The sequence below is a fragment of the Prochlorococcus sp. MIT 0604 genome, from assembly GCF_000757845.1.
In the GTDB taxonomy this organism is placed as follows: domain Bacteria; phylum Cyanobacteriota; class Cyanobacteriia; order PCC-6307; family Cyanobiaceae; genus Prochlorococcus_A.
Genome location: NZ_CP007753.1, coordinates 421,244 through 447,976 on the forward strand (window position 1 = coordinate 421,244; position 26,733 = coordinate 447,976).

The following is a 26,733-nucleotide window of genomic DNA, read 5'->3' on the forward strand; positions in this document are numbered from 1 at the left end:
GTAAAAATGTACAGCACAGAATTAGGAATCAATTTTTTTGGTAATGAATCCAATAAAAAAAGAAAACTTAATAAGATAGAAATACTGAAAAAGAATATTAATAATTTAAAAATATTTCTTATAATTGCAGGCACTAATACATCTCAAATTCCGGGAATTTCCGCAGCAGGTATTAACGCAAAATCAAGGCGAACAACTGCCCTCGCAGATGCCGAATTTTTGCTTGAGGGTGCTTCAAAAGATCATAAATATAAATTGCCTCTTCTCAATGCAGGAGTAACTCCTGCCCTAATCAGTCATGTTTGTTCAAAGCTTATAAATATTTATCCAGTTATTGTTCCTCTGGGAATAGGAGCAAAGCCTTATTTTAATCATTTGGTTGTAGAAGATAGAAATTTGGGGCCATCAAATTGTATTACTACTGGTAAATCGATGCCTAAAGAAAGAGTTTTAAATCTCTATGAAAAAGGTCTTGCGATAGGAAAATCCTTAAAACAACCAGTTTTAATTTCTGAATCTGTACCGGGGGGCACCACAACTGCTCAGGCAGTAATGGAATCTTTTGGTTTGCAAGTATCTAATTTAGTAGGGAGTAGTTTATTTAAAGCACCAAGAGAACTAAGAAGAAAAGTAGTTAAAAGAGGAATTTTCAATGCAAATTTCAAGGCTGATTTCGACTCTTTTGATGTTGTCGCGGCGGTAGGTGATCCTTTCCAAGCTTTCTCAATGGGTCTATTAATTGGTGCAAGGTTAGCAAAACAACCTGTAATATTGTCTGGAGGAAGTCAGATGTTAGCGGTCATTTTGCTTGTATTAGAATTTTTAGATGAAAAAAATAAAGATGAACTTATTGAAGATGTTTTTATTGCTACAACTGGGTGGCTTGTGAAAGATAATTCTCTAAACGATTTAGTAAATCTAATTAATGAGAAATATGATGTCAAATTATTAGGTTTAGCCAGTCCTTTAAATTTCAAATATTCAAAATACAAAGAATTGAGGGATTATGAATTAGGTCATGTAAAAGAAGGTGTAGGTGCTGGTGGAATATCATTGCTTGCTTTCTTAGATGGATTTAAAAATGAAGAAATAGTTTCATTGTGTCAACTAAATCTAGAAATGATGAAGGGCCTAGGTCAAATTTCTTTAGAGAAGGATTGCTAAATGTTTTCAAAATTTGCAACCAGAAGAGAATTTTTAAATTATGGTAAGCTTTCGCTTTTATTTTTCTTAAACTCATGCAGTAATCTACCTAAAAAAGTAAAAATTGCATTACAAAATTCTTTTTATCCAGAATCTTTTAAAGATACGATTCCAAAAGATTGGAAGCAGGAAAAAATTAATTTTGAAAATATTCGTCTACAAAAAAATAGAAACAAAATTTTCAATTCTGACTTTACTTTAATAAATGATGGATGGATTTCTAGTATAGATTTTTCAGAATTTGAAAAAATAAATGAATATTTAGTGTTCGAAAATTTGGATAAGAGATCGATAGATTTTTTGGGAAGTTTTAATCAAAATCAGAGGAGTAAATTATTTCCTATTGGAGTAGTACCCTATACAATTATCATTAAAAATAATAAAGAATTAATAAATTCAGCCAGAACATCTTGGGATTTTCTTCTTTCTAGAAAATTAACTGGGAAAATTATTTTTCCACAAAGTCCCAGAATAATATTGTCAATTGCTCAAAAAATTAATTCATCCAATTCTTTAAAAAAACTCAAAAGCCAAGCAATGTTATTTGATGATAAAAATATGCTCAATTGGTTGATTAATTCTGATGCTATTGTCGCAATAGTTCCCTATAGTCTTTGTTCAAAATATTTAAAAATAGATCCAAGGCTTTCTTTAGTTTTCCCAAGCCAAGGCGTACCTTTGATGTGGCATTTTTTACTTAGTCGATCAAATCTAAATAATGCAATATTAGTTAATTGGATTAAATCTTTAGAAAATAAATCAATAGTAGATAAATTAGTAAGCCAGGGTTGGTATCTTCCATTCAATATTGATTATTTGCAAAGTAAATATAAATCTGAAATGCCACCCATCTCAGGACCTTCTAGGAAATGTTGGGAAAATAGTTGGTCTTTCCCTGTCTTAACAAATGAACAAAAAATTAATCTTAAGAATATCTGGAATGATTCCTTATCCCCATAACCTTTTTGTAGGCTTTTCAATCAACAAGTTATGAGTTTCCTTTAATAAATTTGGTATATCTAATTTACTAGGACATTTAGGAACACATTCATTACATTCTTGACAAAATGAGGAATTTTTTTCTTCCCACCAGTGGCCAGCTTTTCCTATTAAGTTGTATCTTTCTTTTGAAAATTCTAATTGGCCATAACCAATAGATATATTTCTTAAACGAAGTATTTCTGGAATAGGCACTTCATTTGGACATGGAAGACAAGATCTACATTGTTCACATTTGGTTGAATTTAATCTTTCATTAGAAACTTCCTCAATTTTATTAAGGGCGCTTTTTTCAAGTTTTGTAAGCTTCTCTAATGAGTTTCTAAGTTTGTGCGCAAATTCAAAATCTTTTTTTTTTGTCGCCCCCAAGGATAAAGTTGTAATGCCTTTTGCCAGTAGAAATCGATAGGCTAATTCTAATGGATGAAAAGGCTTAGAGGCCTCTATCAAAATATCACTTGGAGAATACAATCTCCCACCTTTATCAGCAGGTGATATTGCTAAAACTCCCATGCCTTTTTTTATAGCTTCCTCTGCTAAAGCAATCTTAGATTGATCTAAATAATGTAAATGAAGACTACAAAAAGTAAAAACTTCACAGTTAATTGCATCTTTAATTAGTGAATAATTTCCGTGAGAACTAAAACCAACTTGATCAACTAGTTCCTTCTCAAGTATCCAAGATATGAATTTTTTACCCTCTCCAGAAAGAACCCAATCTAGATGTTTTTTTAAGTTGAGTCCGTGAATTGCAAGATTATTAATTTTCTCGCGATTTAAATTTTTAAGAGACTGTTTAAAATTATTTTTTAAAAAGTCAAAATCACCCTTTGGTAAAACTTTGGAAGTAATCACCCAATTTTTTTCTTTTATATTCTCTTCTATTTCTAATTTTTTTATTGAATTTCCAATAAGTGATTCAGCATCACCATAAGTGGGTGCTGTTTCTATGTGGTTAATTCCTACATAATATGCATTTTTTATTGTGCTATACATTTTTTCGAGACTTTCAGTTGCGCGCATTGTCCCTAAAGTGAATAAACTCACTTTCGCCCCTCTACCAAATGATCTTTTTTGTGAATTAATAATCATTTAAATAAGATCAATTTCTTTTTATTTACTCTTTAATTTATTTATAGTTGAAAATCATTTAAAGTAAATTAAAGTAAATACAAAATTTTGCAAAAATATTTTTCTTAAATCTATGTTTACAGGAATAATTCAATCAGTTGGAAAACTAAGACAAGAAAAAAATATTTTAGAAATTGAAATTCTAGATAATTGTTTTGATATGGCAATCGGTGACAGCATAGCTGTTGATGGAATTTGTTTGACAGTCAAAGAGATTTTTCAAAATAAATTTACTGTTGATGTTAGTGAGGAGACATTAAAAAAAACAACTTTAGGAGTAAAGTCGAACCTGAATCAGATCGTTAATTTGGAGCCCGCTCTTAGGGTGTCTGACCGCCTAGGAGGGCATATAGTCAGCGGACATGTTGATGGCCTTGGAACAGTTGAGAATATAGAAAAATTAGAGAAATCTTGGCTCTTATCAATAAAGTGGAAAAATAATAATTTTTCAAAATATGTAGTTAATAAAGGGAGTATTTGTGTAAATGGTATAAGTCTCACGATTGCAAAATATGAGCAGGAAGGAGAAATATTTACTATTGCGATAATTCCTCATACTTGGCATAACACAAATCTGAATAAATTAAATATCGGTGACAGCGTAAACCTTGAGGCAGATGCACTAATTAAATATGTAGAGAAATTACTTTTATTTAATAAAAATAGTAATCAAGATTTATCTTCAAATAATATTTCTTCCGAGTGGCTTAAAGAAAACGGTTGGTAAAATATATTTTTTAACTTATTGGAATCAGATAAATTGTTTTTGATTCTTTTTTAAGATCGATTTTAAATTCCTGACCAGGTTCTAGACCTAATTTTTTGGTATAGGCATGACCAATTAATAGGTTTCCATTTCCATGAACTTTAGTTTTGAATTCTGTCTGTCTGCCTCTTGAAGCTCTATTACCATTTTTCCCCTGACGACCATTTCCTATTTTGTAACCCTTAGCTTCAATAAGCGCCCTATAAAAACTTTTTCTTAAGATTCTTCCACTAGGACCTACGTACCCACAACCTCTTGCTATCTCATCTTCAGATTTTTTACTTAATAATTTTGCTTTTTCAAGAAGTTCTTTTCCTTCTAGCATTATCTGACAAATTTCTAATTATATATTCTTACGAAAAAGGAGAACTGTGGCAATATAAATTAATAAAAAATATATTTAATTTTTAAAATTTAGTTTTTTATAAAAGATACAAAATAATAAATAAAATAACCCATATCCCATCTACAAAATGCCAGTATAATTCAACAGCTTCCAGAGGGAACATATTTTGACTAGTTAATCTTCCGCCCTTGATTCTTGATTGCCAAGCAATAATTAAAATCATTAAAGTGCCTAAAGTGACATGTAATCCATGAAAACCAGTAAGAGCATAAAAAGTGCTTGCAAATAAATTATCGGTTAATCCAAAAGGTAAATGAAAATATTCAAATAATTGACATATTAAAAATATAATTCCAAGAAAAGCAGTAAACAATAACCATTTTTGGGATTCAGAGTTTTTATCTTTTAAAAGTGCTTTGCCTGCTTTATGGAAAGTTGCACTACTAACAAGTAACAAAATTGTATTGAGTGTAGGTATTGGTAGTTCTAATTCATAAATAGCACCATCAGGTAATGGATTGACTGCTTTATAAGTTAAATAAGCGGCAAAGAATCCAGCAAAAGTCATTCCGTCCGCAATTAGGAAAGTTATAAGACCAAACATTCTGAAATCTTCGTGTGTTTCGTTGACTTCAGAATTATTTTTTTGAATTTCTTTTGAGCTATCTAGAGTTGTCATATGTTTTTATTTTTGTTCAGAAATTTCTTTCCCATAACCATAAGGTTCTTCAACTAGTGGAGCTTGTCCTTCCCAATTTTCAACTGGAGGTGGAGAAGATGTTAACCATTCAGGTGTAAGAGCATTCCAAGGGTTATCTCCAGCATCTTTTCCATTTCTCACACTAAGGAATACATTAATTAAAAAAGGAAGTGTACTTATAGCCATCAAAAGAGCCCCAAGGCTACTAATTTGATTGACGAACTGGAATTGAGGATCATATTCTGCAACTCTTCTTGGCATTCCATTTAAACCAAGCCAATGTTGAGGAGCAAAGCACAAGTTAAATCCAATAAAGGTAACAATAAAATGTAAAATTCCTAATTTTTCATTGAGCATTTTTCCAGTTACTTTAGGGAACCAATGATAAATTGAAGAGAAAATAATAAAAACAGTCCCTCCATAAACTATGTAATGAAAATGGGCTACAACGAAATAAGTATCATGTACGTGAATATCGAAAGGTACCTGTGCCAAAGCAACTCCTGTAATACCTCCAAAAACGAAATTTATAATAAATCCACAAGAGAATAACATTGCACTATTGATGGAAATTTTACCTCCCCATAATGTCGCAACCCAATTAAAAAATTTTATACCTGTTGGAACAGCAATAAATGCTGTGGCAATTGTAAAAAACAATCTCATCCAAGGGGGCGTTCCACTTGTAAACATGTGATGCGCCCAAACAACTAAACCTAAAACTACTATCCCCATTATTGAAAAAACCATTGTTGTATATCCAAAAAGTGGCTTTCTAGCATGTACAGGTAGTATTTCACTAACTAAACCAAAGGCAGGAAGGACCATAATGTATACAGCTGGATGAGAATAAAACCAAAATAAATGCTGATAAACTACGACATTGCCACCTAAAACAGGATTGAAAAACCCTGTATTAGCAATGATATCGAAGCTAAGTAGAATTAAAGTGCCTGCTAAAACAGGAGTTGACAAAACAACTAATAGACTTGTTCCAAGCATTGCCCAACAATACATTGGCAATTGCATAAGTTTTAATCCTGGCCTTCTTAATTTGATAATGGTCGCTATAAAGTTTATTCCACCAAATATAGAACTCCCTCCAAGTAATAGAACACTTAGAATCCAAATAATTTGTCCCGATTGAGGAGTAGTTATGCTCAAAGGAGGATAAGCCGTCCATCCAGCCTGAGCAGCACCCTCAACAAAATAGCTAGCTACCAGCATCAAACCTGAAGGGGGAATTAACCAAAAAGCTACAGCATTTAATCTTGGGAATGCCATATCTCTTGCACCTACATAAAATGGAATTAAATAATTTCCAAAAGCACCGTTAACTACAGGCACTATCCAAAGGAATATCATTATTGTTCCGTGTAAAGTTAAAACTTGGTTATAAACATCTCTTGGCATAAAGTCAGACATTGGACTAGCTAGTTCAATTCTTATAGCGCTAGCTAAGGTTCCTCCTATTAAATAAAAAAGAAAACCGCAAACTAAGTATTGTATCCCAATTACTTTATGATCAAGGCTAAAACTAAAGTATCTAAGCCAGCCTTTAGGTTGAAGGCTTTCATTATTAGTTTTTTGTGGATCAATTGATATTGTCATAAATTTACCTCTGGTTTTTTATTTTTGTTAAACCATTCGTTGTAATCAGATTCTTCTTCAACAATTATGGAGGCTCTCATCCCTCCATGATATGGGCCACATAATTCTGCGCAAATTATCGGATATTTTCCTACTTTTGTAGGAGTGAAATTTAGAATAGTAGGCTGTCCAGGAATAATATCCTGTTTAATTCTGAACTCTGGCACCCAAAAAGCATGAATGACATCTTTGGATTCCATTTTCATTGATACTTTTTGATCAACAGGAACATGTAGTTCTCCAGATATAAAATTGCCCTTGGGATAATTGAATAGAAATGCAAATTGCATAGCTGAAACTTCAATTGATAAATTATTTATTGCTATTTCATTATCAGAAGTTTGACTTATTCCAGCCCATATTTTTTCAGTGTTAGAACTCATCATTTCGTGGTTATGATTTAGTTCTTTCATCCCTCCCATTCGATCGTAGATGTTGTAGCTATATAAACCTATTAACAAAACAATTATTGAAGGAATAATTGTCCATACAATTTCTAAACTTAAATTTCCCTCTAGAGCTATACCATCTCCTATCTGATCATTTCTTTTCCTAAACTTAAATAAGCTATAAATAACAGCTATTGTCATTCCTATAAAAATAATTAATCCAATGATGAAAAGAATTTTAAAAAGTTCATCGTAAATTGGTGCATTAATACTCGCTTCCGCTGGGAGCAAATTTACATTAAAACCAATCCAAAAAGATATAGCAAAAACGAATGAAATAATTAGTATTAAATAAATGTTTTTATTTAACAATTGATCTCTAAAAAATTGTATTTATATCCTCAAGATATTCAATTTTTTTAATCCTGCATCCTTTATTAAAAGAAAAACATTTAAATTCACAACTTCTTAAGATTTATGAAATAAAAGGCGTATTATTAATAACTTTTTGGAGTTAATTGTCAGGGAAAAAAGATTAAATTAGTAAATTATTTTTTAAATTAAACATATTAATTTTTAATTAATGTTTGGTTTTTGAATCTAATTTATTATGCAAAATAATAGGTTTTATCCATTTGATTAATAACCAATTATATAAATCAAAATATCTGACAATTTTTAAAAGGTTGGGAAGTCATAGTGTATTTGCACTTATCGCACTAATCGTAATTGGAGGTGCTACGAGAGTCATGGAGGCAGGACTTGCCTGTCCAGATTGGCCACTATGTTATGGATCTTTTTTGCCTTTTAAACATATGAACCTAAGAGTATTTCTAGAGTGGTTTCATCGTCTAGATGCTTTTCTGGTTGGAATATTAATTCTTTTTAAATTTGCGCTTTCAATTGTTTGGAAAAATGAAATTCCAAATTGGTTACCTAAAACTTATTCATTATTACTTTTTCTCGTTATTGTCCAAGGATCCTTTGGAGCTTTAACAGTAATAAACCTGCTTGATTCATATACTGTTACTGGCCATCTTTTAATAGCTTTTCTACTTCTCATTACAACAATTTCAATAAATCAAAATTTAGAAAATGACGACATTGAAAAGCCATTTTTTTGGTGGAGATTATTATTTTTAGTTCCTCTTTTACTTACTCTGATTCAATCTTTTATTGGCGTAAGGCTTTCATCAACCTGGTCAGCACATATTTGCTTATCTTTTAATAAACAATGTCTAATTCTAAATACACATAAATTATTTGCTTTTCCAATTGCTTTTTCAATTTTATTGATTATTGCTATTGCAATTTATAAGAGAAGTTTGCTTAATGAAAATTGGAAATATCTCACAACACTCATTTTTCTCTTGTTTTCCCAAGTTACTTTAGGTGTTTTAAGTCTTAAAACAAATTTGAATGAACCTATTTTTATAATCGGTCATCAACTTAACTCGTCTTTATTTATTGCGATATTAACAACATTAATTTTTAGAAATCCTTTTACCAAAAAAGGTCTAAACCACTCCCTTAATCCCCAAACGGTCGGTATCAACTCATGAACAGTAGTAACTTAGAAAACTTGAACTATAAATCTTCAATTAGGGATGAAGTTGTACCTTCAAGAAAAAGATTAACTTTGCCGCCTTGGCTTGAAGTAGCAAAACCTAGATTAATACCACTTTTACTGGCCACAACTTTGGGAGGAATGGCTTTAACAGAAGAATGGCCTTTGTCTTCCCCGAAACTTATCTGCACTTTAGGAGGAGGCGCTTTGGCAGCAGCAGCAGCTGGAGCTCTTAATTGCTTGTGGGAAATGGAATTAGACAAGAGGATGACAAGAACTAGCAAAAGAGCCTTGCCAGCAGGAAAGTTGTCATCTGAGACTGTATTTTTAGCCGCTGTATCATGTACTTTGGCAGCTTCGATGCTTTTAGTAAGTGGTGTAAATTATTTGGCTGCGGGTTTAACTCTTCTTGGTTTATTTAGCTACGTAATTTTATATACAGTTATTTTGAAACCTCGTACAACAAAAAACATCGTTTTCGGAGGAGTTGCTGGTGCGATACCACCCTTAGTTGGAGCGTCTGCTGCCACAGGGCATGTAGGTCTTAGTGGTTGGTGGTTGTTTGGTTTAGTAATGTTATGGACCCCAGCTCATTTTTGGGCACTTGCAATTTTGTTGAAGGATGATTACGCATCTGTTGGTATTCCTATGCTCCCTTCTGTTAAAGGATCTGTTTTTACTGCTAAAGCGATTTCTCGTTACGGATGGGCAACAGTTTTAATGAGTATTATGGGAGTCTTTGCTCTACCTGAAGGGGGTCTCTTATATGGAATTATGTTATTGCCATTTAATGGAAGACTTTTGCAATTAATAAATGAATTAAAGAAATCTCCTGATGATCTTTCAAGAGCAAAGTCTCTTTTTAGGTGGTCTATTCTCTACATGTTTGGCATTTGTCTTTTGTTATTAATTTCCAGAACCCAACTATCCGTAGAATTTGAGCAGCAATCTATGCAAATATTTTTATCTATAGTATCCCTGCTTAGTAATTAAATTAGATGTAAAATGTTTTTTAAGTAAATAATAAGTTTGATGAACTATATAAAAGTTAAAGGGCTTTCAAAATCTTATTCAGATATCAATGCATTAAAAAATTTATCGATGGAAATTGAAGCTGGTACATTATTCGGAATATTAGGTCCAAATGGTGCTGGCAAATCCACACTAATAAAAATACTCGCTACTTTAATAGAGCCTGATAGTGGAGAAGTTTTTATAAATAATATTAATCTGATAAAAAATTCAAGGAAAATTAGAGAATTAATTGGTTATGTTGCCCAAGACATTGCACTTGATAAAATATTAACTGGACGAGAGCTTTTGGATTTTCAATCAGATTTATATCACATCAACAAAAATAAAAAATTTGAAAGGATAAAGAAATTAATAGATCAATTAGAAATGAATGATTGGATTGATCGTAAGTGCGGAACTTATTCAGGGGGAATGAAAAGAAGAATAGATCTGGCAGCTGGACTTTTACATTTGCCCCAAGTATTAATATTAGATGAACCTACAGTTGGTTTAGATATTGAAAGTAGAAATATTATTTGGCAACTTTTGAAAGATTTGAGAAATAATGGAATGACCATTATTTTAAGTAGTCACTATCTTGATGAAATAGATAAATTGGCAGACAGATTAGTGATAATTGATGATGGAAGAGTTATAGCAAAAGGAACTCCTGCAGAGCTCAAAAATAAATTAGGAGGAGATAGAGTAACTTTGAAAGTAAGAGAATTTAGTAATCAGGAAGAAGCAAAAAATATATGTAAAATCTTATCTTCAATAGATGGAATTAGTCAGATTATCATAAATGAAGCGCAAGGTTTCTCGATAAATTTCGTAGCAGATAAGCAAAAAGATTTACTTACTAAGCTAAAAGTGGAATTGGCCTTCTCAAAGTTTGAAATTTTTTCTCTTACCCAAAGTCAGCCAAGCTTGGATGATGTATATCTTCAGGCAACTGGGAAAACATTATTGGATGCTGAAATTTCTATGGCAGGGAAAAGAGACCTAAAAAAAGAATCAAAGCAATCCATGCGATAAAAAAACTTTTGGTTAACTAACTATAATGAATACTAATTACTTCTAATTATGGAATTACAACAGTATAATTTATTTTTTTTATATCAAGAAACATTCGCCTTAACAAAGAGATTATTTATTCAATTAAAAAGAAGACCATCAACCCTTTTAGCAGGAATATTACAACCAATAATTTGGCTTTTTTTATTTGGGGCATTATTCTCTAAAGCTCCTGAAGGCTTTTTACCAGGAGTGAATTCTTATGGGAATTTTTTAGGAGCAGGACTTATTGTTTTTACTGCTTTTAGCGGAGCCCTAAACTCTGGTCTTCCTTTAATGTTTGATAGAGAGTTTGGATTTCTTAATAGATTACTTGTAGCTCCTTTAACCAGTAGATTATCCATAGTTTTATCTTCTTTTTTTTACATAACAATCTTGAGCTTTGTTCAGAGTATTGTAATAATGATTGTTTCATATATTTTGGGTTATGGATGGCCCAACTTATATGGTTTAGGAATTGTATTTACAACACTAATTTTATTAGTTCTTTTTGTAACATCAATAAGTTTATGTTTAGCGTTTGTTTTGCCGGGACATATTGAATTAATCGCTCTTATATTCGTAATAAATTTACCTCTTCTATTTGCGAGTACTGCTTTAGCTCCAATCTCTTTTATGCCAAATTGGCTGGGATGGTTAGCTTCATTAAATCCATTAACTTTTGCTATTGAACCTATTAGGACTGCCTATACACAAACTATGGATTTAGAATTAGTTGCTTTACATGCCCCATATGGTGATTTAACTTGTAAGAGTTGTATCTCAATTTTATTTTCTTTATCAGTTTTTTCCTTGATTATTATAAAGCCTCTGTTAAATAGAAAGTTAAATTAGAAATTTTATGCTTTTAAAAAATCATTTAATAGAAGTTTTTAAACAAGCCTCTTTAGAAAATAATTTTTTGCTTAAAGAAAATGTTGTTCTTAAGTGGGTCCATAGATTTGGGATTGATTCATTAAATGATTTATTAATCCATAGTTCACTACAAAAAGAAAATCAGCGTGAAGAAGAAAATCAAGAACAGATATCTTTAATTGATGAAGTGCATGAAGAAAATCAAGAACAAATTAAACTTCAATTATCAAAAACTTTTGAAAATATAGAAGAAACAAAATGGAAGTCAAATCACCTTGAAACTTCTAGCAGTAATAGAATATTTAACAAATATCAAAATTCTAAAAATATAAAAGAACTCACTGAGATTCAGAAATTACCGCTACCTAATATTAAAAATTTAAGAAAGTGGATTAATAACGATAAAAAAGCTAGTTAGCTTTTACATCATACCCGGCATTCCCATGCCACCCATTCCTGGCATTCCCATGCCACCCATTCCCGGCATTCCCATGCCACCCATTCCCGGCATTCCCATGCCACCCATTCCCGGCATTCCCATGCCACCCATTCCTCCCATTGGATCTCCACCTGGTCCTCCAGGGGCTGCGGCTTCAGGTTCTGGAATGTCTGCCATCGCAACTTCTGTTGTGAGGAGCATAGCTGCAATAGATACTGAATCTTGAAGAGCTAACCTTATTACTTTGGTTGGATCTAATATTCCTGAATCTTTTAAATCCTCATATTGTCCTGAATTAGCATTAAAACCTTTGTTGAGCCTTTGGATTTCAGCGACAACTACATCACCATTAAAACCAGCATTTTTTGCTATTTGTTTGGTAGGTTCCAAAAGGGCTTCTTTAACTATATTTATCCCCGTTCTTAAATCATCTGAAGATGTTTCACTTAAATTTAAAAGGTCATCTGATATTTCAATTAAGGTTTGTCCACCTCCAGAAACAACACCCTCTTCAATAGCAGCTTTCGTAGCATTAAGGGAATCTTCGATTCTCAACTTTTTATACTTCATCTCTGTTTCTGTAGCAGCTCCTACTTTGATAAGAGCTACTCCTCCGGCTAGTTTAGCTATCCTTTCATTGATTTTATCCTGATCATACTCAGATTCAGTCATGTTAACTTCTCTCTTTAATTTCTCTACTCGCGCTTTAACTAAATCTTTAGTGTCTTCAAAGGCAACTATTGTAGTTTTATCCTTTGTGATAGTTATTTTTTTTGCTTTGCCTAAATCATTAATCGATACTTTATCAAGAGTCATCGATTTATCTTCGCTAATTAACTTAGCTCCTGTAAGAATTGCAATATCTTCAAGGGCAGCTTTTCTTCTCTCACCAAATAAAGGAGCTCTTACAGAAGCTACATTTAAAACCCCACTATTCTTATTCAAAACCAGAGTGGTTAAAGCCTCTCCTTCGATATCTTCAGCAAGAATTAGAAAAGGTGAGCCTGACTTCTGAATTTCTTCAAGTATTGGAACTAAATCAACTAAAGTTGAGATTTTTTGATCAGTTATTAATATTTTAGGGTTTTCAAGTTCACAAACTTGTCTTTCTTGGTCTGTTACGAAATATGGAGAACTATAACCTCTATCAAAAGACATTCCTTCAGTTATGTCTAATTCTGTTTCTAGTGATTGAGATTCTTCAACAGTTATTACCCCATCTGAAGTAACAATATCCATTGCTTTCGAAATTATAGATCCAATTTCTTCATCACCTCCAGCACTAACTGTTGCAACTTTTTGGATATCAGAACCACTTAATGAAATACTTTTGGAACTTAATTTTTCTAAGACAAAAGCTAGGCCTGCCTCCATACCTTTTTTTAACTCCATAGGATTGGCGCCGGAAGCAATATTTTTTAATCCCTCCTGAACCATTTTCTGAGTCAAAATGGTTGCTGTTGTTGTTCCATCCCCAGCACTCTCTTTTGTCTTGGATGCAACTTGTTCTATTAATTTCGCACCTAAATTAGAAATAGGGTTTTCAATCTCGATCTCTTTAGCAACTGTAGATCCATCTCTTACTATATCTGGCGAACCAAATTTCTTCTCAATTACAACGTTTTTTGCTTTTGGCCCAATAGTAACCTTTACTGCATTAGCTACGAAATTTACACCTTTTTCTAACGCTTCTCTTGATTCATTAGAAAAACTTAACTGTTTAGCCATGTTTATTCAATCTTTAATCTTATTCTAATCTCCCATAGAATCATTTTTAAGGGATATTTAATTAAGTGGGGAAAGCCGAATTCTTTTAACGAGACATACAAATCAACTCAAATAATAGTATCTTTAAGTTATGGAAGAAACAAATAATCTTATTTTTACACTTACCGCAATCCTCGCGGTTGCCATGACACTAATATACTTCCCTTTAAGATTTTTCTTAACATTAACTGCTAGGAGTCGAAGACTAAAACTTTTACAAAAAATTAGAAGATTAAGAGATGAATTGGGACAGCCTTATGAAAGTACATAATTAAATACTCATACCCCCGTCAATACTGATTGTTTGCCCTGTAATGTACTTTCCTGCATCGCTTGAAACTAAGAAGGATACTAAGCTTGCAATTTGATTACAACTTCCTAATTTCCCTAGAGGAATAACTTTAAGAATCTCTTCAGTATTAAGTTTTTCAGTCATCTCTGTTTCTATGAAGCCTGGAGCTATTGCATTTACGTTTATACCTCTTGAAGCAAATTCTTTAGCGCAAGTTTTGGTAAATCCAATAACTCCAGCTTTAGCAGCAGAATAATTTGCTTGCCCTGGATTACCAATTATTCCAACAACAGATGAAATATTCACAATGTTACCACTTCTTTTTTTCATCATAAATTTAGAAGCATATTTTGTACAAAGAAAAACTCCTTTTAAGTTTGTGTTTAGTACATCATCCCATTGCTCCGATTTCATTCTCATCAATAGTCCATCTCTCGTAATGCCAGCATTGTTAATAAGGATATCAATCGTGCCATTAATTTTTATGATTTCTTCAAAAGCTGAACTAACAGATTCCTCTTTTGAAACATCAAATTTTAATTTATGAGCTTTACCTCCCGAATTTTTTATTGAATTAACTACTTCTTCAGCTTTTTCATCAGAAGAAGAGTAATTAATAAAAACTTCTGCTCCTAAGCGGCTTAGTTCAAAGGCAATTCCTTTACCAATTCCTCTACTAGCTCCAGTGATTAAAGCAACTTTGCCTGATAATAAATCTGTATTGGACATTATGAAATTTTATAATTTTCAATCGTAGTACTATTTGTGTAAAGATATTGCTTTTATTTATAATTGTCTAGAAAATATTAAGACCTTCTATTGTGCATTTTTTAATACCAGCTGCAGGGAGCGGTAGCAGAATGAAAGCTGGAAAAAATAAATTACTTATTGATTTAGAGGGAGAGTCTTTGATTTATTGGACACTTAAATCTGTATTTTCTGCAAGCTCAACAAATTGGGTTGGAATAATTGGGCAACCAAAAGATAAAAATTTATTATTAAATTCAGCAAAGGATTTTGCCCATAAAGTTCATTGGATTAATGGTGGTGACACTAGACAAAAGTCAGTTTTTAATGGTTTAAAAGCTCTGCCAAAAGATGCTGAAAAAGTTTTAATACATGATGGTGCTAGATGTCTAATTGAATCTGAATTGATAGACCGTTGTGCCAAGCAATTAGATGATAATGAAGCTGTAATTTTGGCTACTAAGGTGACTGACACAATAAAGATTGTTGATAATGAAGGTTTTATTAAAGAAACACCAGATAGAAATTATTTATGGGCAGCGCAAACTCCTCAGGGCTTTTTAGTAGATAGATTAAAAAAAGCTCATAAGATTGCAATTGATAAAAACTGGAATGTCACAGATGATGCTTCACTATTCGAAATGCTTAATTGGAAAGTAAAGATTATTGAAGGAACTTATTCAAATATAAAAATTACATCCCCTATAGATTTGAAAATAGCAAAACTTTTTGTGAAGAACCCCTAGTTAAAAAGGTGTATCGATACTAAGAATGCCATTATCACCATTTAAGGTGGCTTCGTATCCTAAAGGAATGCAAGCATTTCCCGATATGTGGCCTATTGGGAGGTCAAAAAGAATAGGAAAATCAAATTCTTTAAGTCTTTCAATAATGCAGTTTTTTAGTAAATCTTTCCATTCAAGGTCGCAGGAATCATTAGAAAAACTTCCAAATCCAATACCCGCAATTTCAGTAAGTGTTTTAGTCATCCTGAGGTAAGTCAACATGCGATCAATTTTATAAATATCTTCATTAATATCTTCAAAAATTATTATTTTTCCTTTGCAATCTGGAAAGTGAGGAGTACCAATTAAAAAAGTGGCAATAGTTAAGTTAGAAACGATAATTTCTCCTTTAACCTTCCCACCTCTTAAAGGTATTCCTCTTATGTCCTCAACATATCCCTCAAAAAGTAAATTTTTTAATCTCTCAAGACTCCACTCTGGCTCTTTGAAAAGGCCAGTAACCATAGGCCCATGAATAGAACCTATAAATCCTTTGGAATATTTAGATAGTAATAAAGAACATGTATCTGAGAATCCAAGCATTAAACCATGCTGCCAAGAAGGTTCTTTTTCTAATACTCTTGCCGAACCCCAACCTCCTTTTGCAAAAATGATTAGCTTACTATTTTGTGCTTTTTCCAGTTCTTCAAATCTAGTAGAATCATCACCTGCAAAATAACCAAATTTTTTTGACAGGGAATTATTTTGATTAATTTCTAAGCCCCAGTTTTTTAAGATTTCTATGCCTTTTTGAAAATTTTCCTCTTCATCAATAAATGAACCTGGAGCTAAAATATCTATTAGATCCCCTTTTTTTAATCTAAAAACCATATTTAGAATTTATGAGGCAATAATAATTCCTAATAAAAGTACTCCTCCATAAATTGATTGATTTTTGAAGTGATTCCCAATATTTTTTATTGATTGCTTTTCCTCAGGAAATACTTTTAGTATATCTCTCTGCATTAAGATTGATATTGTAAGCCAAATTGGCCAAAAAATAAAATCCATTTGATTAATAAATCCACATAATGCGAGAAAACAAGAAGTCAAAAAATAACAAATTTGAATAGTTATTCTTGTATTGTTTTGGAGGTTAACAGCGGAGCTATTTATTCCAATTTTGATATCATATTTTTTATCTGCTAAAGCATAAATCGTGTCAAAGCCAAAAGTCCAAAAAATGGTAGCTAGCCAGCAAAATAATAAAACAATACTATTTAAATGTCCTTCATTTGCGGCCCAAGGAATTAAGACAGCAAAACCCCAGCATATGGATAAGATTAATTGAGGATATTTAAACCATCTTTTGGCAGAAGGATAAATTAAAATAATAGGTAGAGCTAAAAAAGCAAGTGAAATGGAAAGGATTCTTCCAGGCTGAGGTAGTGACAAAGTTAAAAAGAAGCTACATAAAATTAAAAATAAAAGAATTGTATAAGCAGTTTTAATACCGATTTTATTTGCAGCTAGAGGTCTATTTTTTGTCCTAACAACTCTTTGATCAATTTTTTTGTCCCAAATATCATTAACCACGCAGCCTAATCCACTTACTAGTAGTCCTCCCAGTATTATTCTTAACAACATTAAAAATGTTGGATTAGCATCTGGGGTTAAATATAAACTCCATCCAGCAGGAATAAGTAAGATCATTCTTCCAGTCGGCTTATTCCACCTTAATAATTCAAAAAAAGTACTTAATTTAATTTGTCGATTTTTATTCTGCATATGACCTATTGTATATTTCATAACTTTAAATAATCTTACTAGGATAAGATGATTTCTATTATCTAATAATCAATCTTGGGTATATTTATTAATGGATTAAAGATATCTGCATCTTATAAAAAGAAATGATACAGAAACAAGATTTAAGATATTTTCAAGAAAAGCAAATTTTAGTAGCTTCTATAGATATTGGAACTAACTCTACACATCTCTTGGTAGCAGAAATTAATCTAGAATTAAAATCATTTTCAATAAAATTCACTGATAAATCAACCACTCGTCTTGGAGAAAGAGATGAGGAGGGTAATCTTACTGAAGAATCAATCCAAAGAGCATTAGTTACTCTTAAGCGATTTAAGGAATATTGTAAAAGTAATGGAGTAAAACAAATAGTAACAGCAGCAACAAGTGCAGTTAGGGAGGCTCCAAACGGTCAAGATTTTATTAGAAGAGTTCTTGATGAAACTAATATTCAAATAGAAATGATAAGTGGTTCTGAAGAAGCCAGATTAATTTACCTTGGTGTTCTTTCCGGTATGGCTTTTGAAGATCAGTCTTTTGTAATCATAGATATTGGAGGAGGTTCTACAGAATTAATACTTGCTGATAAGAAAGATGCTATAGCTCTTACAAGTTCGAGAATTGGCGCGGTAAGACTAAAAAATGATTTTTTAAATAAAGAGTCTATAAATTCAGAAAGATCAAGTTTTCTAACAACTTTTATTAGAGGATCTTTAGAACCAGCTGTTCGAAAAATAAAGAGTAGATGTAAGGGAGATAAGACTTTATCTATGGTTGCAACCAGTGGTACTGCAACCTCATTAGGAAATTTGATTTCAGATGATTTGGGAGAATCTAAACAAAAGTTGCATGGTTATAAATTTAAAAGGGAAAATTTACAAAATGTATTGGAAAAACTTATTAAATTGCCAGTTTCGGAAATCAAGAAAATACCTTCATTAAGTGAGAGAAGAGCAGAAATAATTGTTCCAGGAGCATTGATATTAAACACCGCAATGGAGATGTTGAACTTTAAAGAATTAATAATAAGTGAGAGGGCGCTTAGAGAGGGTTTGGTTGTAGATTGGATGCTTCGTAAAGGGTTAATTAAAAACGAGTTAAATATTCAAAGCAATATTAGAAAAACAACAATAGTTCATCAGGCCACAAAGTTTGGAGTAGACAATACAAGAACTGAGAAAGTTATTGATATTGCCTCCCAAATCTATGATCAGACTAAAAATATCTTTCATAGCGATAATGACCCTAAAGCCAAAGAACTTCTTTGGGCAGCTTCTAATCTTTATAATTGTGGGAAATACGTGAATGTTAGTTCATACCACAAACACTCCTGGTACTTAATAAAAAATTGTGAGTTGTTGGGATATTCTGAAGCAGAAACAAATATTATTGCTTCAATTGCTAGATACCATAGAAAGACTCTACCCAAGAAAAGGCATGAGTCTTGGCAAAATTTAATATCCAAAGAAGATAAAACATTAGTGCTTGAAATGTCATTAATCCTGAGACTAGCAGCATCACTTGATCAAAGACCTGACAAGGTGATCTCCTCAGTTCAAATAAAATTGCAGGATAATATTCTTACATTTGAACTTTTACCTTTTAATAAAAACCATGATCTTCTTCTTGAAAAATGGAACTTAGGATTATGCCGTAATGTAATTAAAGAACTAAAGAATTTAGATTTAAAAGTTATTTAGTTTTTTTTAATAAGTTCTTGTTTTGGAGTTTGATTCTGAGAAGAGTCTGAAAATAAATTGAAAATTAAGGACGAGGTGATTAATCCGAGAAGGCCTGAAATTAAAATAAATATCCAAAACCCTACTGGACTTAGATCTTTAGATTGTCTAGTTTTATTAGTTTTTTTAGCAACTTCTTCAACTATCTCTTCTATTTTTATCTCTTGCCTTTCTGTCTTGAATTCATTCATTATAAATTCTGTATCAAGTTTCAACTTCTGTGAAATTCTACGAACCATTGCTTTGACAAATACTTTTTCAGGTAGCTCTTCTTCATTACCTTCTTCAATGGCTTTAAGTTGATGAGATCCAATTTTTAAATCAGAAGCCAATTCTTCAATAGATTGCTCTCTACTTAACCTTGCCTCTTTAATAAAATTTCCAATTCTCTTTAAAGAGGATTGTTCTGTTTTAATATTGTCTCCAGGGTTAGATTTTATTTCTTTCAAAGCAAATAAATTTTTACTAATTATAGTAATTAATATTTTTCTATCAACTTTAAGATTATTTATTCCTAAAGAGATGCCTATAAGATGGATTATAAAGATTAGATCTTTTTTGAGAATTACTAATTGCTGGGCTAATTATGTAAATGGTTGTTCTAATTAGTTTTTTATCAATAGAAAATTTTTCCATATCTTTTAATTCTATTAATGATGTCCAACCATCATCCCAAGATACTCTAAATCCAACAATCACTTTAGTCTCTGGAGGGTAAAACTCTAGTAGAGTTTCTTGAGACCTTTTCACATGCCTAGCACTTAGATAAAGGCATATAGAGGAATTGTGTTTCGCAAGATCTTTCAGAGATTCTTTTTCTGGCATCCCTGTTCGCCCTCCTGCTCTAGTTAAAATTATTGTTTGAGTTACGTCAGGGATGGTTAACTCAGCTTCATGATATGCTGCAGCAACTTGAAAAGCACTTACTCCAGGAACAACCTCGATTTCAATTTTTTCGTTTTTTAAAATTTCGATTTGCTCTCTAATTGCTCCAAAAAGGCAAGGGTCTCCATCATGCAACCTTACAACAGTTTTCCCTGCTTGAAAATTTTCTATCATGATTGAGGTGATTTGCTCTAAGTTGAGCGAACTCGTTTTTATTTTTTCAGAACCTTCTTTAGAAAAATCTAAAATCTTTTCAGGAATTAGAGAATCAGTCCAAATAATGACATCTGCAATTTTTATCTTTTTTAATGCTTTTAAAGTTAATAACTCTGGATCGCCTGGACCAACACCAATAAAGGATACTTTATTATCCATTCTCTCTATTTTTCCCAATATATGTTCTCAATCTTAAAAAAAATATTCCAATTAATCCAGAAGAAAATAGAAAAATACTTATAAATTGTGCCATTCTAATGCCGCCTTCACAGAAAGGCGGAAGCCCGCCAATACATAGTGGGTCAGTTCTTAAACCTTCAATCCAGAATCTTCCAAAGCTATAACTTATTAAATAAAGACAGCTAATAAAGCCAGGCTTGAAAAAATCTGTTTTATTTTGTTTTTTAAAGGTAATAATAAGGACGATGAAAATTAAAAGATTCCACAATGACTCATAGAGAAATGTAGGATGAAAAAATTGATAATTTAGAAATTCTAAAGGCCTATTTTGGATAGGTATAAATAATTTCCAAGGCAAATTTGTAGGAACTCCAAAGGCTTCATTATTGAAAAAATTTCCCCACCTTCCTATTGATTGTCCAAGAATAATCGAGGGTACTAGTATATCTATAAAAGTTTTTAAATTAATTTTTTTCGACTTACAGAAATAGATAATAGATATTAATCCTCCAATTAGACCTCCATGGATTGCTATGCCTCCTTCCCAAACTGCAAGAAAAGAAGGTATTTGAATGATGCTATTCAATAGTTCAAAAGAAGTAAAAAAGTTCTCTCCGCTATATTGCCTCCACTCAAAAATTACGTAATAAGCTCTAGCTCCAATTATTGAAGAGATTATTAATGATGGAAGTATTTCACTAATATAATCTGGGTTAATATTTCTTGCCTTTGCTAGTTTTTTAGAGACAAATAAGCCTATTAAAACTGAAACCGAAATAAGGATTCCATACCATCTAATAGTTATAAATCCTAAATTTAAAAAAGTTTCTCCTGGAGATCTTATAAAAGCTTGAAGTATAAGCATTTAAAGAAAGTTAGATACCCTCTGCTGCTTGCACTTTTTCTACTTGTTTTTTCTTTAATACTAAAAGTATTTGCGTTAGGCCAACTCCAATGAAGAATGCAATCAATCCAATAACTCTATAAGGGCTCTGAAGTACAACTTCAGCATCTAATTGTCCAAAGCCGCCAACGTTGGGATCATTAGTAAGAGGGTCACCTGCATTAATTTTGTCTTGCGCTTTTACGATAAGTTGAGGACCAATAGGTACTGCTTCAGTAGTTATTTCACCATTATCGTTTTCTATATTGACCTTATAGCTTCCATCTTCAATTGTTTCTATTGAATTTACAGTTCCTGAGGTGGAAGAAGTGAAAACTACATTATTACTTTTGTCTCCAGTTGGGTATACCTGACCTCTACCTCTATTACCTCCGATATGTAACGAGTATTTTCCATAGTGATATTCTTTATTAGTGGATGGATCAGGGGAAAGTACAGGGAAAACTATTTCTTTATTAGTATCGCCAGGTAAAGGTCCTACAATGATAATATTTTCTTGCTCTTCACTGTAGTTAGTGAAATAAACTCCTTCTGTTTCCTCTTTGATTTCCTCAGTCCATCTTTCTTGTGGAGCAAGTTTAAAGCCATCAGGCAGCATTACAACAGCACCAACTTGTAATGGGACTTCAGAACCATCAGCACCGATTTCTTTTAAGTCATTTTTGTAAGGTATTTTGACTACAGCTTTGAAAACACTGTCTGCTCCAACAGATTGTGGAACCTCTGCGATTGTAGGCATCTGAGCTAGATGACAGTTTGCACAGACTATCTTTCCTGTAGCTTCTCTTGGGGATTCATAGTTTTGCTGAGCCCAAAATGGATAAGCAAAAGTGATCTTTGGATAAAATACAATGCTCGAAATGAAAAGCAGAGTACAGATAAATAAACTTGTTTTTTTCATGATTTGATTTTTAAGACCTTTCATTTTTTTTATGCCCACCATGGATTTTCATTAGTTCTAAAGTCAGTTTCTGACCATTGTTTGACGAGTACAGCATCATCTTCAATATCGACATGCGCTAGCGCTAAAGATAAAGGTGCAGGCCCTCTTACTACCTTCCCGTTTGTATCGTACTGACTGCCATGGCAAGGACATATAAATTTATTAGCACCACTATCCCATGGAACAACGCAACCTAAATGAGTACAAATTGCATTTAAACCAAATTCTCCTATTTCCCCACCCTCATTAACTATTAAGTAAGTTGGATCTCCCTTGAGACCTTGCACTAGACTTCTGTCTCCTGCTTGATGGGTTGCTAACCAGCCTGTCTTAGTTATTGGATTCCCTAATTCATCTTTAGCAGAAGTTCCACCGCCGCCGCCGCCTGCTCTTAAAGGCATGAAATAATTTGCTACGGGGTAAAGGGCTCCTAATGCTACACCAGTTGCAGTACCAAATGTAAGAAGATTCATAAATTGCCTTCGACCCATTGAAGGGACATCATTGGAACTTAATTGAGTCATTCGCTACTTGGTTCTGTTATTTATTAGTTATTATGGAGCAAATTGTTCAATTTCTGTTGTAAATAGATAGGACTTTTAATAATTTAAAGTAAAAGTTTAGGAAGTCTTAATTAATTGATTTATATGAACCCATTGCTAGTAGATGAAGTTATCCATTATTTAATTCATCGCTGGGGGAAAAAATATGATTTTAGACTCTTTAGAAGAGGAAAATTTGTTTATTTTCAAATGATGTGGGGATTTCTTGGACAGGAATCATTTCCTTTGAGTGAAGATGAATATAAAAAATCGATAGCTGATAAAATAGAGATTTTAAATAGATGTGGATATTCAGAAGAAGTAAGGCAATGGCTTAAGAAAGTCAATGCTAAGCCTAGGTTAGGTAGAGCTGTCAGCTTGCAATTAAATCTTAATGAGAAGATGAAAGAGTTTTTGATTTAAGATTTTCTGATAGGTAAGTTAATCCAGTACCCACAAAAAATAAAAACACAATCGATATAGATAGCAATGACATTGTCAGTGGGTCTGTTGAAGGGGTAATCACTGCAGATAATATCGCCGAGGAGATTACAACTATCTTCCAATTCGAAATCATTTTTTCTGTTGTAATTATTCCAAGAGAACCAAGAATAAATTGTAATACTGGCAATTGGAAAGCTATTGCAGTGCTAGACATTAATAAGAGAACAAAATCAAAATATCTTTCTATAGACCAAGTTGGTTCAACAATATCAGCTCCGAAAGTAATAAAGAAATTTATTGCTGCTGGGACTAATATCCACCATGAAAAAATTAATCCTAAAAAAAACAGAAGACCTGAACCAAAAACTGCCGGCAAGATAAGGCTTTTTTCTTGTTTTGTTAATCCAGGGGAAATGAACAATATTATTTGATAAATAATGTAAGGAAAAGAAACTATTAATCCGCTGTAGCCTGCAACTTTAATAGCGACAAATAAAAACTCTCCTGGAGCAAGTTGTAGTAAATGAATATCACCAGCAGGGATTTCTAAAAAAGATATTAATGGCTTTATGATGAGAAAACTAAAGAATATTGAAATAAGTATTGAGTAAATTGAGTTTAGTATCCGTTGACGAAGCTCCTCTAAATGATCACTAAAAGTCATTGGATCTGATAATTTATTTTCACTTTGAACTGTACCTTTCATTATTATTTGATAAAGATTTTGTAAGAAAAAGGTTCAAAACTACTATTGTCAAAGTCCAATTTGTATTTCGATAAATTTAATTATTTGCTTAATTTAGGATTAGTTGGATCTGGTAATAAGAAGGGAGGAGCATCATTTAGGGATGATTCACCATAAGTTTCATATTCTCTATAGCCACCCATTTTCCCATTAGTTTTCATTAAAGCGCTTACGAAGGCAAGTAGTAAGAAAACAGTAGGAGCTCCAATTATTAATGCAGCACCAAATAGATATCCAACAATAAATTCTGGAAAACTATGATTTCCTAAAAATTCATGAGTGCCCAAAAGAAAATCAAACATTTAGATTTATAAATTTTTCTTATTATAAGCTAAATTACTGTTTTAAGATTTTTTTTAATGTAATCTTCTCCTCTTGTAGGATTTCCCCAAATAATTTCTCCATTTTTAAAGGAAACGCAACCCGGTCCTCCTTTTTTGATTTTTTGTAAATCTTTAATCTTTACTAGATTAATTGGAACTTTAATGTTTCTTTTTGCTTTACTAAATAAAGCAGCTAAATCTGCGGCTATTTGAAGATCTTGCTCAGATGCTTCTTGAGATGAAGACTTCAAAACTACATGACTGCCTGGTGATTCTTGAGCATGAAACCATAAATCTCCTTTTTTTGAAAACTTAAAGCTTATCAAGTCATTTTGCCTCATATTTCGCCCTACCTGAAGCTTTAATCCTGTGGGAGTATTAACTTGAATTGGTGAAGATTCTATCTCATAGGTACTTTTCTTATCTTCTCTTTGCCTCTTGATATTGATATTAAACTCGTTACAAATTTCTTCCATAATTTCTTCTAGTAGTTTGATTCGCATAAAAAGTTTTTCATGATTTAAAGAGTTTAAATTTTCTATAAGTGTAGTGAATTCATCTAGTCTATTTATATTAGTTTGGTAAACACTTAATCTTTCTTTTATCAATTCTCTAGATCTTTTGAGTTTTTTTGACTTTTTATATAATTTTTGTCCCCTAATAATATCTTGTTTGTTGATCTCATTTGCTGTGAATATCTTGTCAGCTTTCTCTTTATATAATTCGTAGTTTTCTGACTTTGATAGGAGATCATATTGAATATTTAAATTCTTTTTCTCATTATTTATTTGTTTAAAAATTATCCCTTCAATTTTCTTTACTAATAATTCAAATTTCTTTTGTTTTAAATAGTAATCATAATAATTTTCTAAACCGGTGCATAAATCTGCTTTATTAGTAAAGTTAATTTCTTTATCTAAAAACCAAACGCAATAAAAAAAATTATTAAATCTAGAAAAGCTAAAGTTATTATTTTTAAACCTATTTATCCATATCTTCCAACTTTTAAATATCTCCTTTAAGTCAGAATCGCTTATGAAATCAATATTTTTCTCCATTATTTCCGAGTCGCTAGTATTACTAAATACCTCTAATTGTTTTGTGAGGATAGGGCTAACTCCTTGGTAAGTATTTATTAAACAGTATTTCAAAGACTCAGGCACTGTTGAAATCGAGTCTTTCCATGATTGAAAAGACTCATCTTCTCTAGGTTTTATTTTAAGATTGGCTGGAGGGTTAGAATAAACTGATCCTGTTGAAATTGTTCTAAAACTAGATTGACTTGATTTAATTTGTTTACCAACTGCGATAACTTTATGTCTATTATCCAAATAAAAAATATTACTATGTTTTCCCATTAACTCAAAAATTAAGTACTTACTAATGACATCTCCAGGTTTTTTTGCGAAACCAAACTTTATAACTCTTTCGAATTCATCTTGATCAATCGAAATTAAAGCCATATATTTTAAGCCGAATCTTATTTGTTTAGAAAGTGTGCTTTCTCTTCCTATCTTTTCTGGCTTATTTATCTTTAGTATTCTGGGAGAGTCACCGTTCCATGAAACTTCCAACCAAGTTTGAGAATTAACTCCTCTAAAACATAATTGAATTGTATTAGGCTCTGGTTGTTGGGCAGTCTCAAACTTTGTAGGTAAAATGTGTTTTGTTAAAGAATGCAAGACAGATTTAATCGATGTAATATCCATTATCTGTGGCACACCTTTTTGCATTATTTCTTTTTAACTCACGAAATTTTATTTTACTGTAAAAAATTTAATATGAAAAATCAAAAAAAACTTATTATTCTTACCGGACCCAGCGGGGTCGGTAAAGGAACTGTTGTGAAAGAAATATTAGGTAAAGATAAAAATATTTGGCTTTCAATATCCGCAACTACTAGAGAACCTAGAGATGGAGAGAATGAGGGAGAAAATTATTATTTTTTGAATGAAGAAAAGTTTAAACAAATGATTGAACAAAATCTTTTTCTTGAATGGGCTAAGTTCGCTGGAAACTACTATGGAACTCCTTTGTCTTCTGTCAATGAGAAAATCAAACAGGGATTTACCGTACTACTTGAAATTGAAGTAGAAGGAGCGAAGCAAATAAAAGAAAAGTTTCCTAATTCCCTGTCAATATTTTTACTTCCTCCAGATATCCCAGAACTTGAAAGAAGAATAAGAAATAGAGGAACAGAAAAAGAGGAGGCAATAAAAAAAAGACTCTTAAGGGCTAATTATGAGATTTCAGTATCAAATCAATTTGATTTTGAGTTAACAAATCGGAATGTTGATGAAACAGCAAAAAAAATAATCAAGTTAATAAAAACTTGATTA

General features: G+C 32.0%; 30 protein-coding genes. 13 read left to right on the forward strand and 17 right to left on the reverse strand.

The features are described 5' to 3' along the window. Positions 1 to 6: 6 nt before the first annotated feature. Together cobT and EW14_RS02330 are read left to right on the forward strand one after the other, a co-directional pair. Positions 7 to 1,164: a nicotinate mononucleotide-dependent phosphoribosyltransferase CobT gene (gene cobT / locus EW14_RS02325; RefSeq protein ID WP_042849904.1), complete on the forward strand. Its 1,158-nt coding sequence runs from the start codon at positions 7 to 9 to the stop codon at positions 1,162 to 1,164. Beyond that, positions 1,165 to 2,163 (forward strand): hypothetical protein, encoded by a 999-nt coding sequence (locus tag EW14_RS02330; RefSeq protein ID WP_042849905.1) that lies wholly within the window; start codon positions 1,165 to 1,167, stop codon positions 2,161 to 2,163. On the opposite strand, the gene EW14_RS02335 is transcribed toward EW14_RS02330, so the two are convergent. Then, positions 2,152 to 3,294, reverse strand: a complete 1,143-nt coding sequence (locus EW14_RS02335; RefSeq protein WP_042849906.1) for an aldo/keto reductase — start codon at positions 3,292 to 3,294, stop codon at positions 2,152 to 2,154. The genes EW14_RS02330 and EW14_RS02335 overlap by 12 nt on opposite strands. A 112-nt stretch (positions 3,295 to 3,406) precedes the next feature. Here EW14_RS02335 and EW14_RS02340 point away from each other — a divergent pair, with 112 nt between their 5' ends. Next, positions 3,407 to 4,060, forward strand: coding sequence for a riboflavin synthase (locus EW14_RS02340; RefSeq protein WP_042849907.1), 654 nt, complete (start codon positions 3,407 to 3,409; stop codon positions 4,058 to 4,060). A gap of 10 nt (positions 4,061 to 4,070) precedes the next feature. On the opposite strand, the gene EW14_RS02345 is transcribed toward EW14_RS02340, so the two are convergent. The 4 genes from EW14_RS02345 to coxB form a co-directional block, all read right to left on the reverse strand. After that, positions 4,071 to 4,424 (reverse strand): AbrB family transcriptional regulator, encoded by a 354-nt coding sequence (locus EW14_RS02345; RefSeq protein ID WP_042849908.1) that lies wholly within the window; start codon positions 4,422 to 4,424, stop codon positions 4,071 to 4,073. Positions 4,425 to 4,521: 97 nt separating this feature from the next. Next, a complete protein-coding gene (locus tag EW14_RS02350) occupies positions 4,522 to 5,124 on the reverse strand; it encodes a heme-copper oxidase subunit III (RefSeq protein ID WP_042849909.1) in 603 nt (200 codons plus the stop codon). Positions 5,125 to 5,130: 6 nt separating this feature from the next. Then, complete coding sequence (gene ctaD / locus EW14_RS02355) at positions 5,131 to 6,756, reverse strand: cytochrome c oxidase subunit I (protein ID WP_042849910.1); 1,626 nt, start codon at positions 6,754 to 6,756, stop codon at positions 5,131 to 5,133. After that, positions 6,753 to 7,556, reverse strand: a complete 804-nt coding sequence (gene coxB / locus EW14_RS02360) for a cytochrome c oxidase subunit II (RefSeq protein ID WP_042849911.1) — start codon at positions 7,554 to 7,556, stop codon at positions 6,753 to 6,755. Before coxB ends, ctaD begins: the two co-directional genes overlap by 4 nt. A gap of 263 nt (positions 7,557 to 7,819) precedes the next feature. On the opposite strand from coxB, the gene EW14_RS02365 reads away from it, so the two are divergent. Genes EW14_RS02365 through EW14_RS02385 form a run of 5 tightly spaced genes read left to right on the forward strand, consistent with a single transcriptional unit; the run spans position 7,820 to position 12,112 of the window. Further along, positions 7,820 to 8,746, forward strand: coding sequence for a heme A synthase (locus EW14_RS02365; RefSeq protein ID WP_042851284.1), 927 nt, complete (start codon positions 7,820 to 7,822; stop codon positions 8,744 to 8,746). Continuing rightward, positions 8,743 to 9,744: a heme o synthase gene (locus EW14_RS02370; RefSeq protein ID WP_042849912.1), complete on the forward strand. Its 1,002-nt coding sequence runs from the start codon at positions 8,743 to 8,745 to the stop codon at positions 9,742 to 9,744. Before EW14_RS02365 ends, EW14_RS02370 begins: the two co-directional genes overlap by 4 nt. A 39-nt stretch (positions 9,745 to 9,783) precedes the next feature. Further along, complete coding sequence (locus EW14_RS02375) at positions 9,784 to 10,800, forward strand: ABC transporter ATP-binding protein (RefSeq protein ID WP_032519478.1); 1,017 nt, start codon at positions 9,784 to 9,786, stop codon at positions 10,798 to 10,800. A 48-nt stretch (positions 10,801 to 10,848) separates the two neighbouring features. Further along, on the forward strand, positions 10,849 to 11,673 hold the full coding sequence (locus tag EW14_RS02380) for an ABC transporter permease (protein WP_042849913.1): 825 nt from the start codon (positions 10,849 to 10,851) through the stop codon (positions 11,671 to 11,673). A 7-nt stretch (positions 11,674 to 11,680) separates the two neighbouring features. Further along, positions 11,681 to 12,112, forward strand: coding sequence for a hypothetical protein (locus EW14_RS02385; protein ID WP_042849914.1), 432 nt, complete (start codon positions 11,681 to 11,683; stop codon positions 12,110 to 12,112). A gap of 3 nt (positions 12,113 to 12,115) precedes the next feature. On the opposite strand, the gene groL is transcribed toward EW14_RS02385, so the two are convergent. Beyond that, on the reverse strand, positions 12,116 to 13,861 hold the full coding sequence (gene groL / locus EW14_RS02390) for a chaperonin GroEL (protein ID WP_042849915.1): 1,746 nt from the start codon (positions 13,859 to 13,861) through the stop codon (positions 12,116 to 12,118). A gap of 130 nt (positions 13,862 to 13,991) precedes the next feature. Between groL and EW14_RS02395 the strand changes: the two genes are divergently transcribed. Beyond that, positions 13,992 to 14,171: a hypothetical protein gene (locus EW14_RS02395; protein ID WP_042849916.1), complete on the forward strand. Its 180-nt coding sequence runs from the start codon at positions 13,992 to 13,994 to the stop codon at positions 14,169 to 14,171. Here EW14_RS02395 and fabG read toward each other — a convergent pair whose 3' ends face one another. After that, the gene (gene fabG / locus EW14_RS02400) at positions 14,172 to 14,921 is read right to left on the reverse strand and encodes a 3-oxoacyl-[acyl-carrier-protein] reductase (RefSeq protein ID WP_042849917.1); all 750 of its coding nucleotides are present in this window, start codon (positions 14,919 to 14,921) and stop codon (positions 14,172 to 14,174) included. 92 nt (positions 14,922 to 15,013) lie between these two features. Here fabG and ispD point away from each other — a divergent pair, with 92 nt between their 5' ends. Continuing rightward, positions 15,014 to 15,685 carry a 2-C-methyl-D-erythritol 4-phosphate cytidylyltransferase gene (gene ispD, locus EW14_RS02405; protein WP_042849918.1) on the forward strand — a complete coding sequence of 224 codons (672 nt, stop codon included), beginning with the start codon at positions 15,014 to 15,016 and terminating at the stop codon, positions 15,683 to 15,685. Here ispD and EW14_RS02410 read toward each other — a convergent pair whose 3' ends face one another. Next, positions 15,686 to 16,555, reverse strand: a complete 870-nt coding sequence (locus EW14_RS02410; RefSeq protein WP_042849919.1) for an LD-carboxypeptidase — start codon at positions 16,553 to 16,555, stop codon at positions 15,686 to 15,688. It abuts the gene before it with no gap. A 9-nt stretch (positions 16,556 to 16,564) separates the two neighbouring features. Further along, a complete protein-coding gene (locus tag EW14_RS02415) occupies positions 16,565 to 17,473 on the reverse strand; it encodes a 4-hydroxybenzoate polyprenyltransferase (protein ID WP_042849920.1) in 909 nt (302 codons plus the stop codon). Positions 17,474 to 17,577: 104 nt separating this feature from the next. Between EW14_RS02415 and EW14_RS02420 the strand changes: the two genes are divergently transcribed. Next, entirely contained in the window at positions 17,578 to 19,173 is a 1,596-nt protein-coding gene (locus tag EW14_RS02420; RefSeq protein WP_042849921.1) for a Ppx/GppA phosphatase family protein, read from the forward strand. Here the strand turns inward: EW14_RS02420 and EW14_RS02425 are convergent. Genes EW14_RS02425 through petC form a run of 5 tightly spaced genes read right to left on the reverse strand, consistent with a single transcriptional unit; the run spans position 19,170 to position 22,864 of the window. Next, positions 19,170 to 19,661, reverse strand: coding sequence for a RodZ family helix-turn-helix domain-containing protein (locus EW14_RS02425; protein ID WP_042849922.1), 492 nt, complete (start codon positions 19,659 to 19,661; stop codon positions 19,170 to 19,172). The genes EW14_RS02420 and EW14_RS02425 overlap by 4 nt on opposite strands. A 55-nt stretch (positions 19,662 to 19,716) precedes the next feature. Further along, positions 19,717 to 20,472, reverse strand: coding sequence for a precorrin-4 C(11)-methyltransferase (gene cobM, locus EW14_RS02430; protein WP_042851285.1), 756 nt, complete (start codon positions 20,470 to 20,472; stop codon positions 19,717 to 19,719). Next, positions 20,465 to 21,358, reverse strand: a complete 894-nt coding sequence (gene lgt / locus EW14_RS02435; RefSeq protein WP_042849923.1) for a prolipoprotein diacylglyceryl transferase — start codon at positions 21,356 to 21,358, stop codon at positions 20,465 to 20,467. Before lgt ends, cobM begins: the two co-directional genes overlap by 8 nt. Positions 21,359 to 21,368: 10 nt before the next feature. Continuing rightward, entirely contained in the window at positions 21,369 to 22,331 is a 963-nt protein-coding gene (petA, locus tag EW14_RS02440) for a cytochrome f (protein WP_369794277.1), read from the reverse strand. After that, positions 22,328 to 22,864, reverse strand: a complete 537-nt coding sequence (gene petC / locus EW14_RS02445; protein WP_011817974.1) for a cytochrome b6-f complex iron-sulfur subunit — start codon at positions 22,862 to 22,864, stop codon at positions 22,328 to 22,330. Before petC ends, petA begins: the two co-directional genes overlap by 4 nt. Before the next feature lie 123 nt (positions 22,865 to 22,987). Between petC and EW14_RS02450 the strand changes: the two genes are divergently transcribed. Further along, a complete protein-coding gene (locus EW14_RS02450) occupies positions 22,988 to 23,305 on the forward strand; it encodes a DUF3067 family protein (protein WP_042849924.1) in 318 nt (105 codons plus the stop codon). Here EW14_RS02450 and tatC read toward each other — a convergent pair. From tatC to EW14_RS02465, 3 genes are all read right to left on the reverse strand, one after another. Beyond that, positions 23,274 to 24,032, reverse strand: a complete 759-nt coding sequence (tatC, locus tag EW14_RS02455; RefSeq protein WP_042849925.1) for a twin-arginine translocase subunit TatC — start codon at positions 24,030 to 24,032, stop codon at positions 23,274 to 23,276. The two genes, EW14_RS02450 and tatC, sit on opposite strands and share 32 nt — an antisense overlap. A gap of 80 nt (positions 24,033 to 24,112) precedes the next feature. Further along, entirely contained in the window at positions 24,113 to 24,373 is a 261-nt protein-coding gene (locus tag EW14_RS02460) for a hypothetical protein (protein WP_011376025.1), read from the reverse strand. 29 nt (positions 24,374 to 24,402) lie between these two features. After that, a complete protein-coding gene (locus EW14_RS02465) occupies positions 24,403 to 26,103 on the reverse strand; it encodes an NFACT RNA binding domain-containing protein (protein ID WP_042851287.1) in 1,701 nt (566 codons plus the stop codon). Positions 26,104 to 26,175: 72 nt separating this feature from the next. On the opposite strand from EW14_RS02465, the gene gmk reads away from it, so the two are divergent. Further along, a complete protein-coding gene (gene gmk, locus EW14_RS02470) occupies positions 26,176 to 26,730 on the forward strand; it encodes a guanylate kinase (RefSeq protein ID WP_042849926.1) in 555 nt (184 codons plus the stop codon). Positions 26,731 to 26,733: the final 3 nt, after the last annotated feature.

Excerpts from the sequence above, each read along its gene's own strand:
- gmk (WP_042849926.1), top strand. The coding sequence starts at position 26,176 with ATGAAAAATCAAAAAAAACTTATTATTCTTACCGGACCCAGCGGGGTC.
- fabG (WP_042849917.1), bottom strand. The coding sequence starts at position 14,921 with ATGTCCAATACAGATTTATTATCAGGCAAAGTTGCTTTAATCACTGGA.
- EW14_RS02375 (WP_032519478.1), top strand. The coding sequence starts at position 9,784 with ATGAACTATATAAAAGTTAAAGGGCTTTCAAAATCTTATTCAGATATC.
- EW14_RS02410 (WP_042849919.1), bottom strand. The coding sequence starts at position 16,555 with ATGGTTTTTAGATTAAAAAAAGGGGATCTAATAGATATTTTAGCTCCA.
- EW14_RS02450 (WP_042849924.1), top strand. The coding sequence starts at position 22,988 with ATGAACCCATTGCTAGTAGATGAAGTTATCCATTATTTAATTCATCGC.
- EW14_RS02350 (WP_042849909.1), bottom strand. The coding sequence starts at position 5,124 with ATGACAACTCTAGATAGCTCAAAAGAAATTCAAAAAAATAATTCTGAA.
- groL (WP_042849915.1), bottom strand. The coding sequence starts at position 13,861 with ATGGCTAAACAGTTAAGTTTTTCTAATGAATCAAGAGAAGCGTTAGAA.
- cobM (WP_042851285.1), bottom strand. The coding sequence starts at position 20,472 with ATGGATAATAAAGTATCCTTTATTGGTGTTGGTCCAGGCGATCCAGAG.
- EW14_RS02415 (WP_042849920.1), bottom strand. The coding sequence starts at position 17,473 with ATGAAATATACAATAGGTCATATGCAGAATAAAAATCGACAAATTAAA.
- EW14_RS02395 (WP_042849916.1), top strand. The coding sequence starts at position 13,992 with ATGGAAGAAACAAATAATCTTATTTTTACACTTACCGCAATCCTCGCG.
- EW14_RS02380 (WP_042849913.1), top strand. The coding sequence starts at position 10,849 with ATGGAATTACAACAGTATAATTTATTTTTTTTATATCAAGAAACATTC.
- EW14_RS02460 (WP_011376025.1), bottom strand. The coding sequence starts at position 24,373 with ATGTTTGATTTTCTTTTGGGCACTCATGAATTTTTAGGAAATCATAGT.
- petC (WP_011817974.1), bottom strand. The coding sequence starts at position 22,864 with ATGACTCAATTAAGTTCCAATGATGTCCCTTCAATGGGTCGAAGGCAA.
- tatC (WP_042849925.1), bottom strand. The coding sequence starts at position 24,032 with ATGAAAGGTACAGTTCAAAGTGAAAATAAATTATCAGATCCAATGACT.
- EW14_RS02420 (WP_042849921.1), top strand. The coding sequence starts at position 17,578 with ATGATACAGAAACAAGATTTAAGATATTTTCAAGAAAAGCAAATTTTA.
- EW14_RS02340 (WP_042849907.1), top strand. The coding sequence starts at position 3,407 with ATGTTTACAGGAATAATTCAATCAGTTGGAAAACTAAGACAAGAAAAA.
- EW14_RS02385 (WP_042849914.1), top strand. The coding sequence starts at position 11,681 with ATGCTTTTAAAAAATCATTTAATAGAAGTTTTTAAACAAGCCTCTTTA.
- EW14_RS02465 (WP_042851287.1), bottom strand. The coding sequence starts at position 26,103 with ATGGATATTACATCGATTAAATCTGTCTTGCATTCTTTAACAAAACAC.
- EW14_RS02370 (WP_042849912.1), top strand. The coding sequence starts at position 8,743 with ATGAACAGTAGTAACTTAGAAAACTTGAACTATAAATCTTCAATTAGG.
- lgt (WP_042849923.1), bottom strand. The coding sequence starts at position 21,358 with ATGCTTATACTTCAAGCTTTTATAAGATCTCCAGGAGAAACTTTTTTA.
- EW14_RS02330 (WP_042849905.1), top strand. The coding sequence starts at position 1,165 with ATGTTTTCAAAATTTGCAACCAGAAGAGAATTTTTAAATTATGGTAAG.
- EW14_RS02335 (WP_042849906.1), bottom strand. The coding sequence starts at position 3,294 with ATGATTATTAATTCACAAAAAAGATCATTTGGTAGAGGGGCGAAAGTG.
- EW14_RS02345 (WP_042849908.1), bottom strand. The coding sequence starts at position 4,424 with ATGCTAGAAGGAAAAGAACTTCTTGAAAAAGCAAAATTATTAAGTAAA.
- cobT (WP_042849904.1), top strand. The coding sequence starts at position 7 with ATGTACAGCACAGAATTAGGAATCAATTTTTTTGGTAATGAATCCAAT.
- ctaD (WP_042849910.1), bottom strand. The coding sequence starts at position 6,756 with ATGACAATATCAATTGATCCACAAAAAACTAATAATGAAAGCCTTCAA.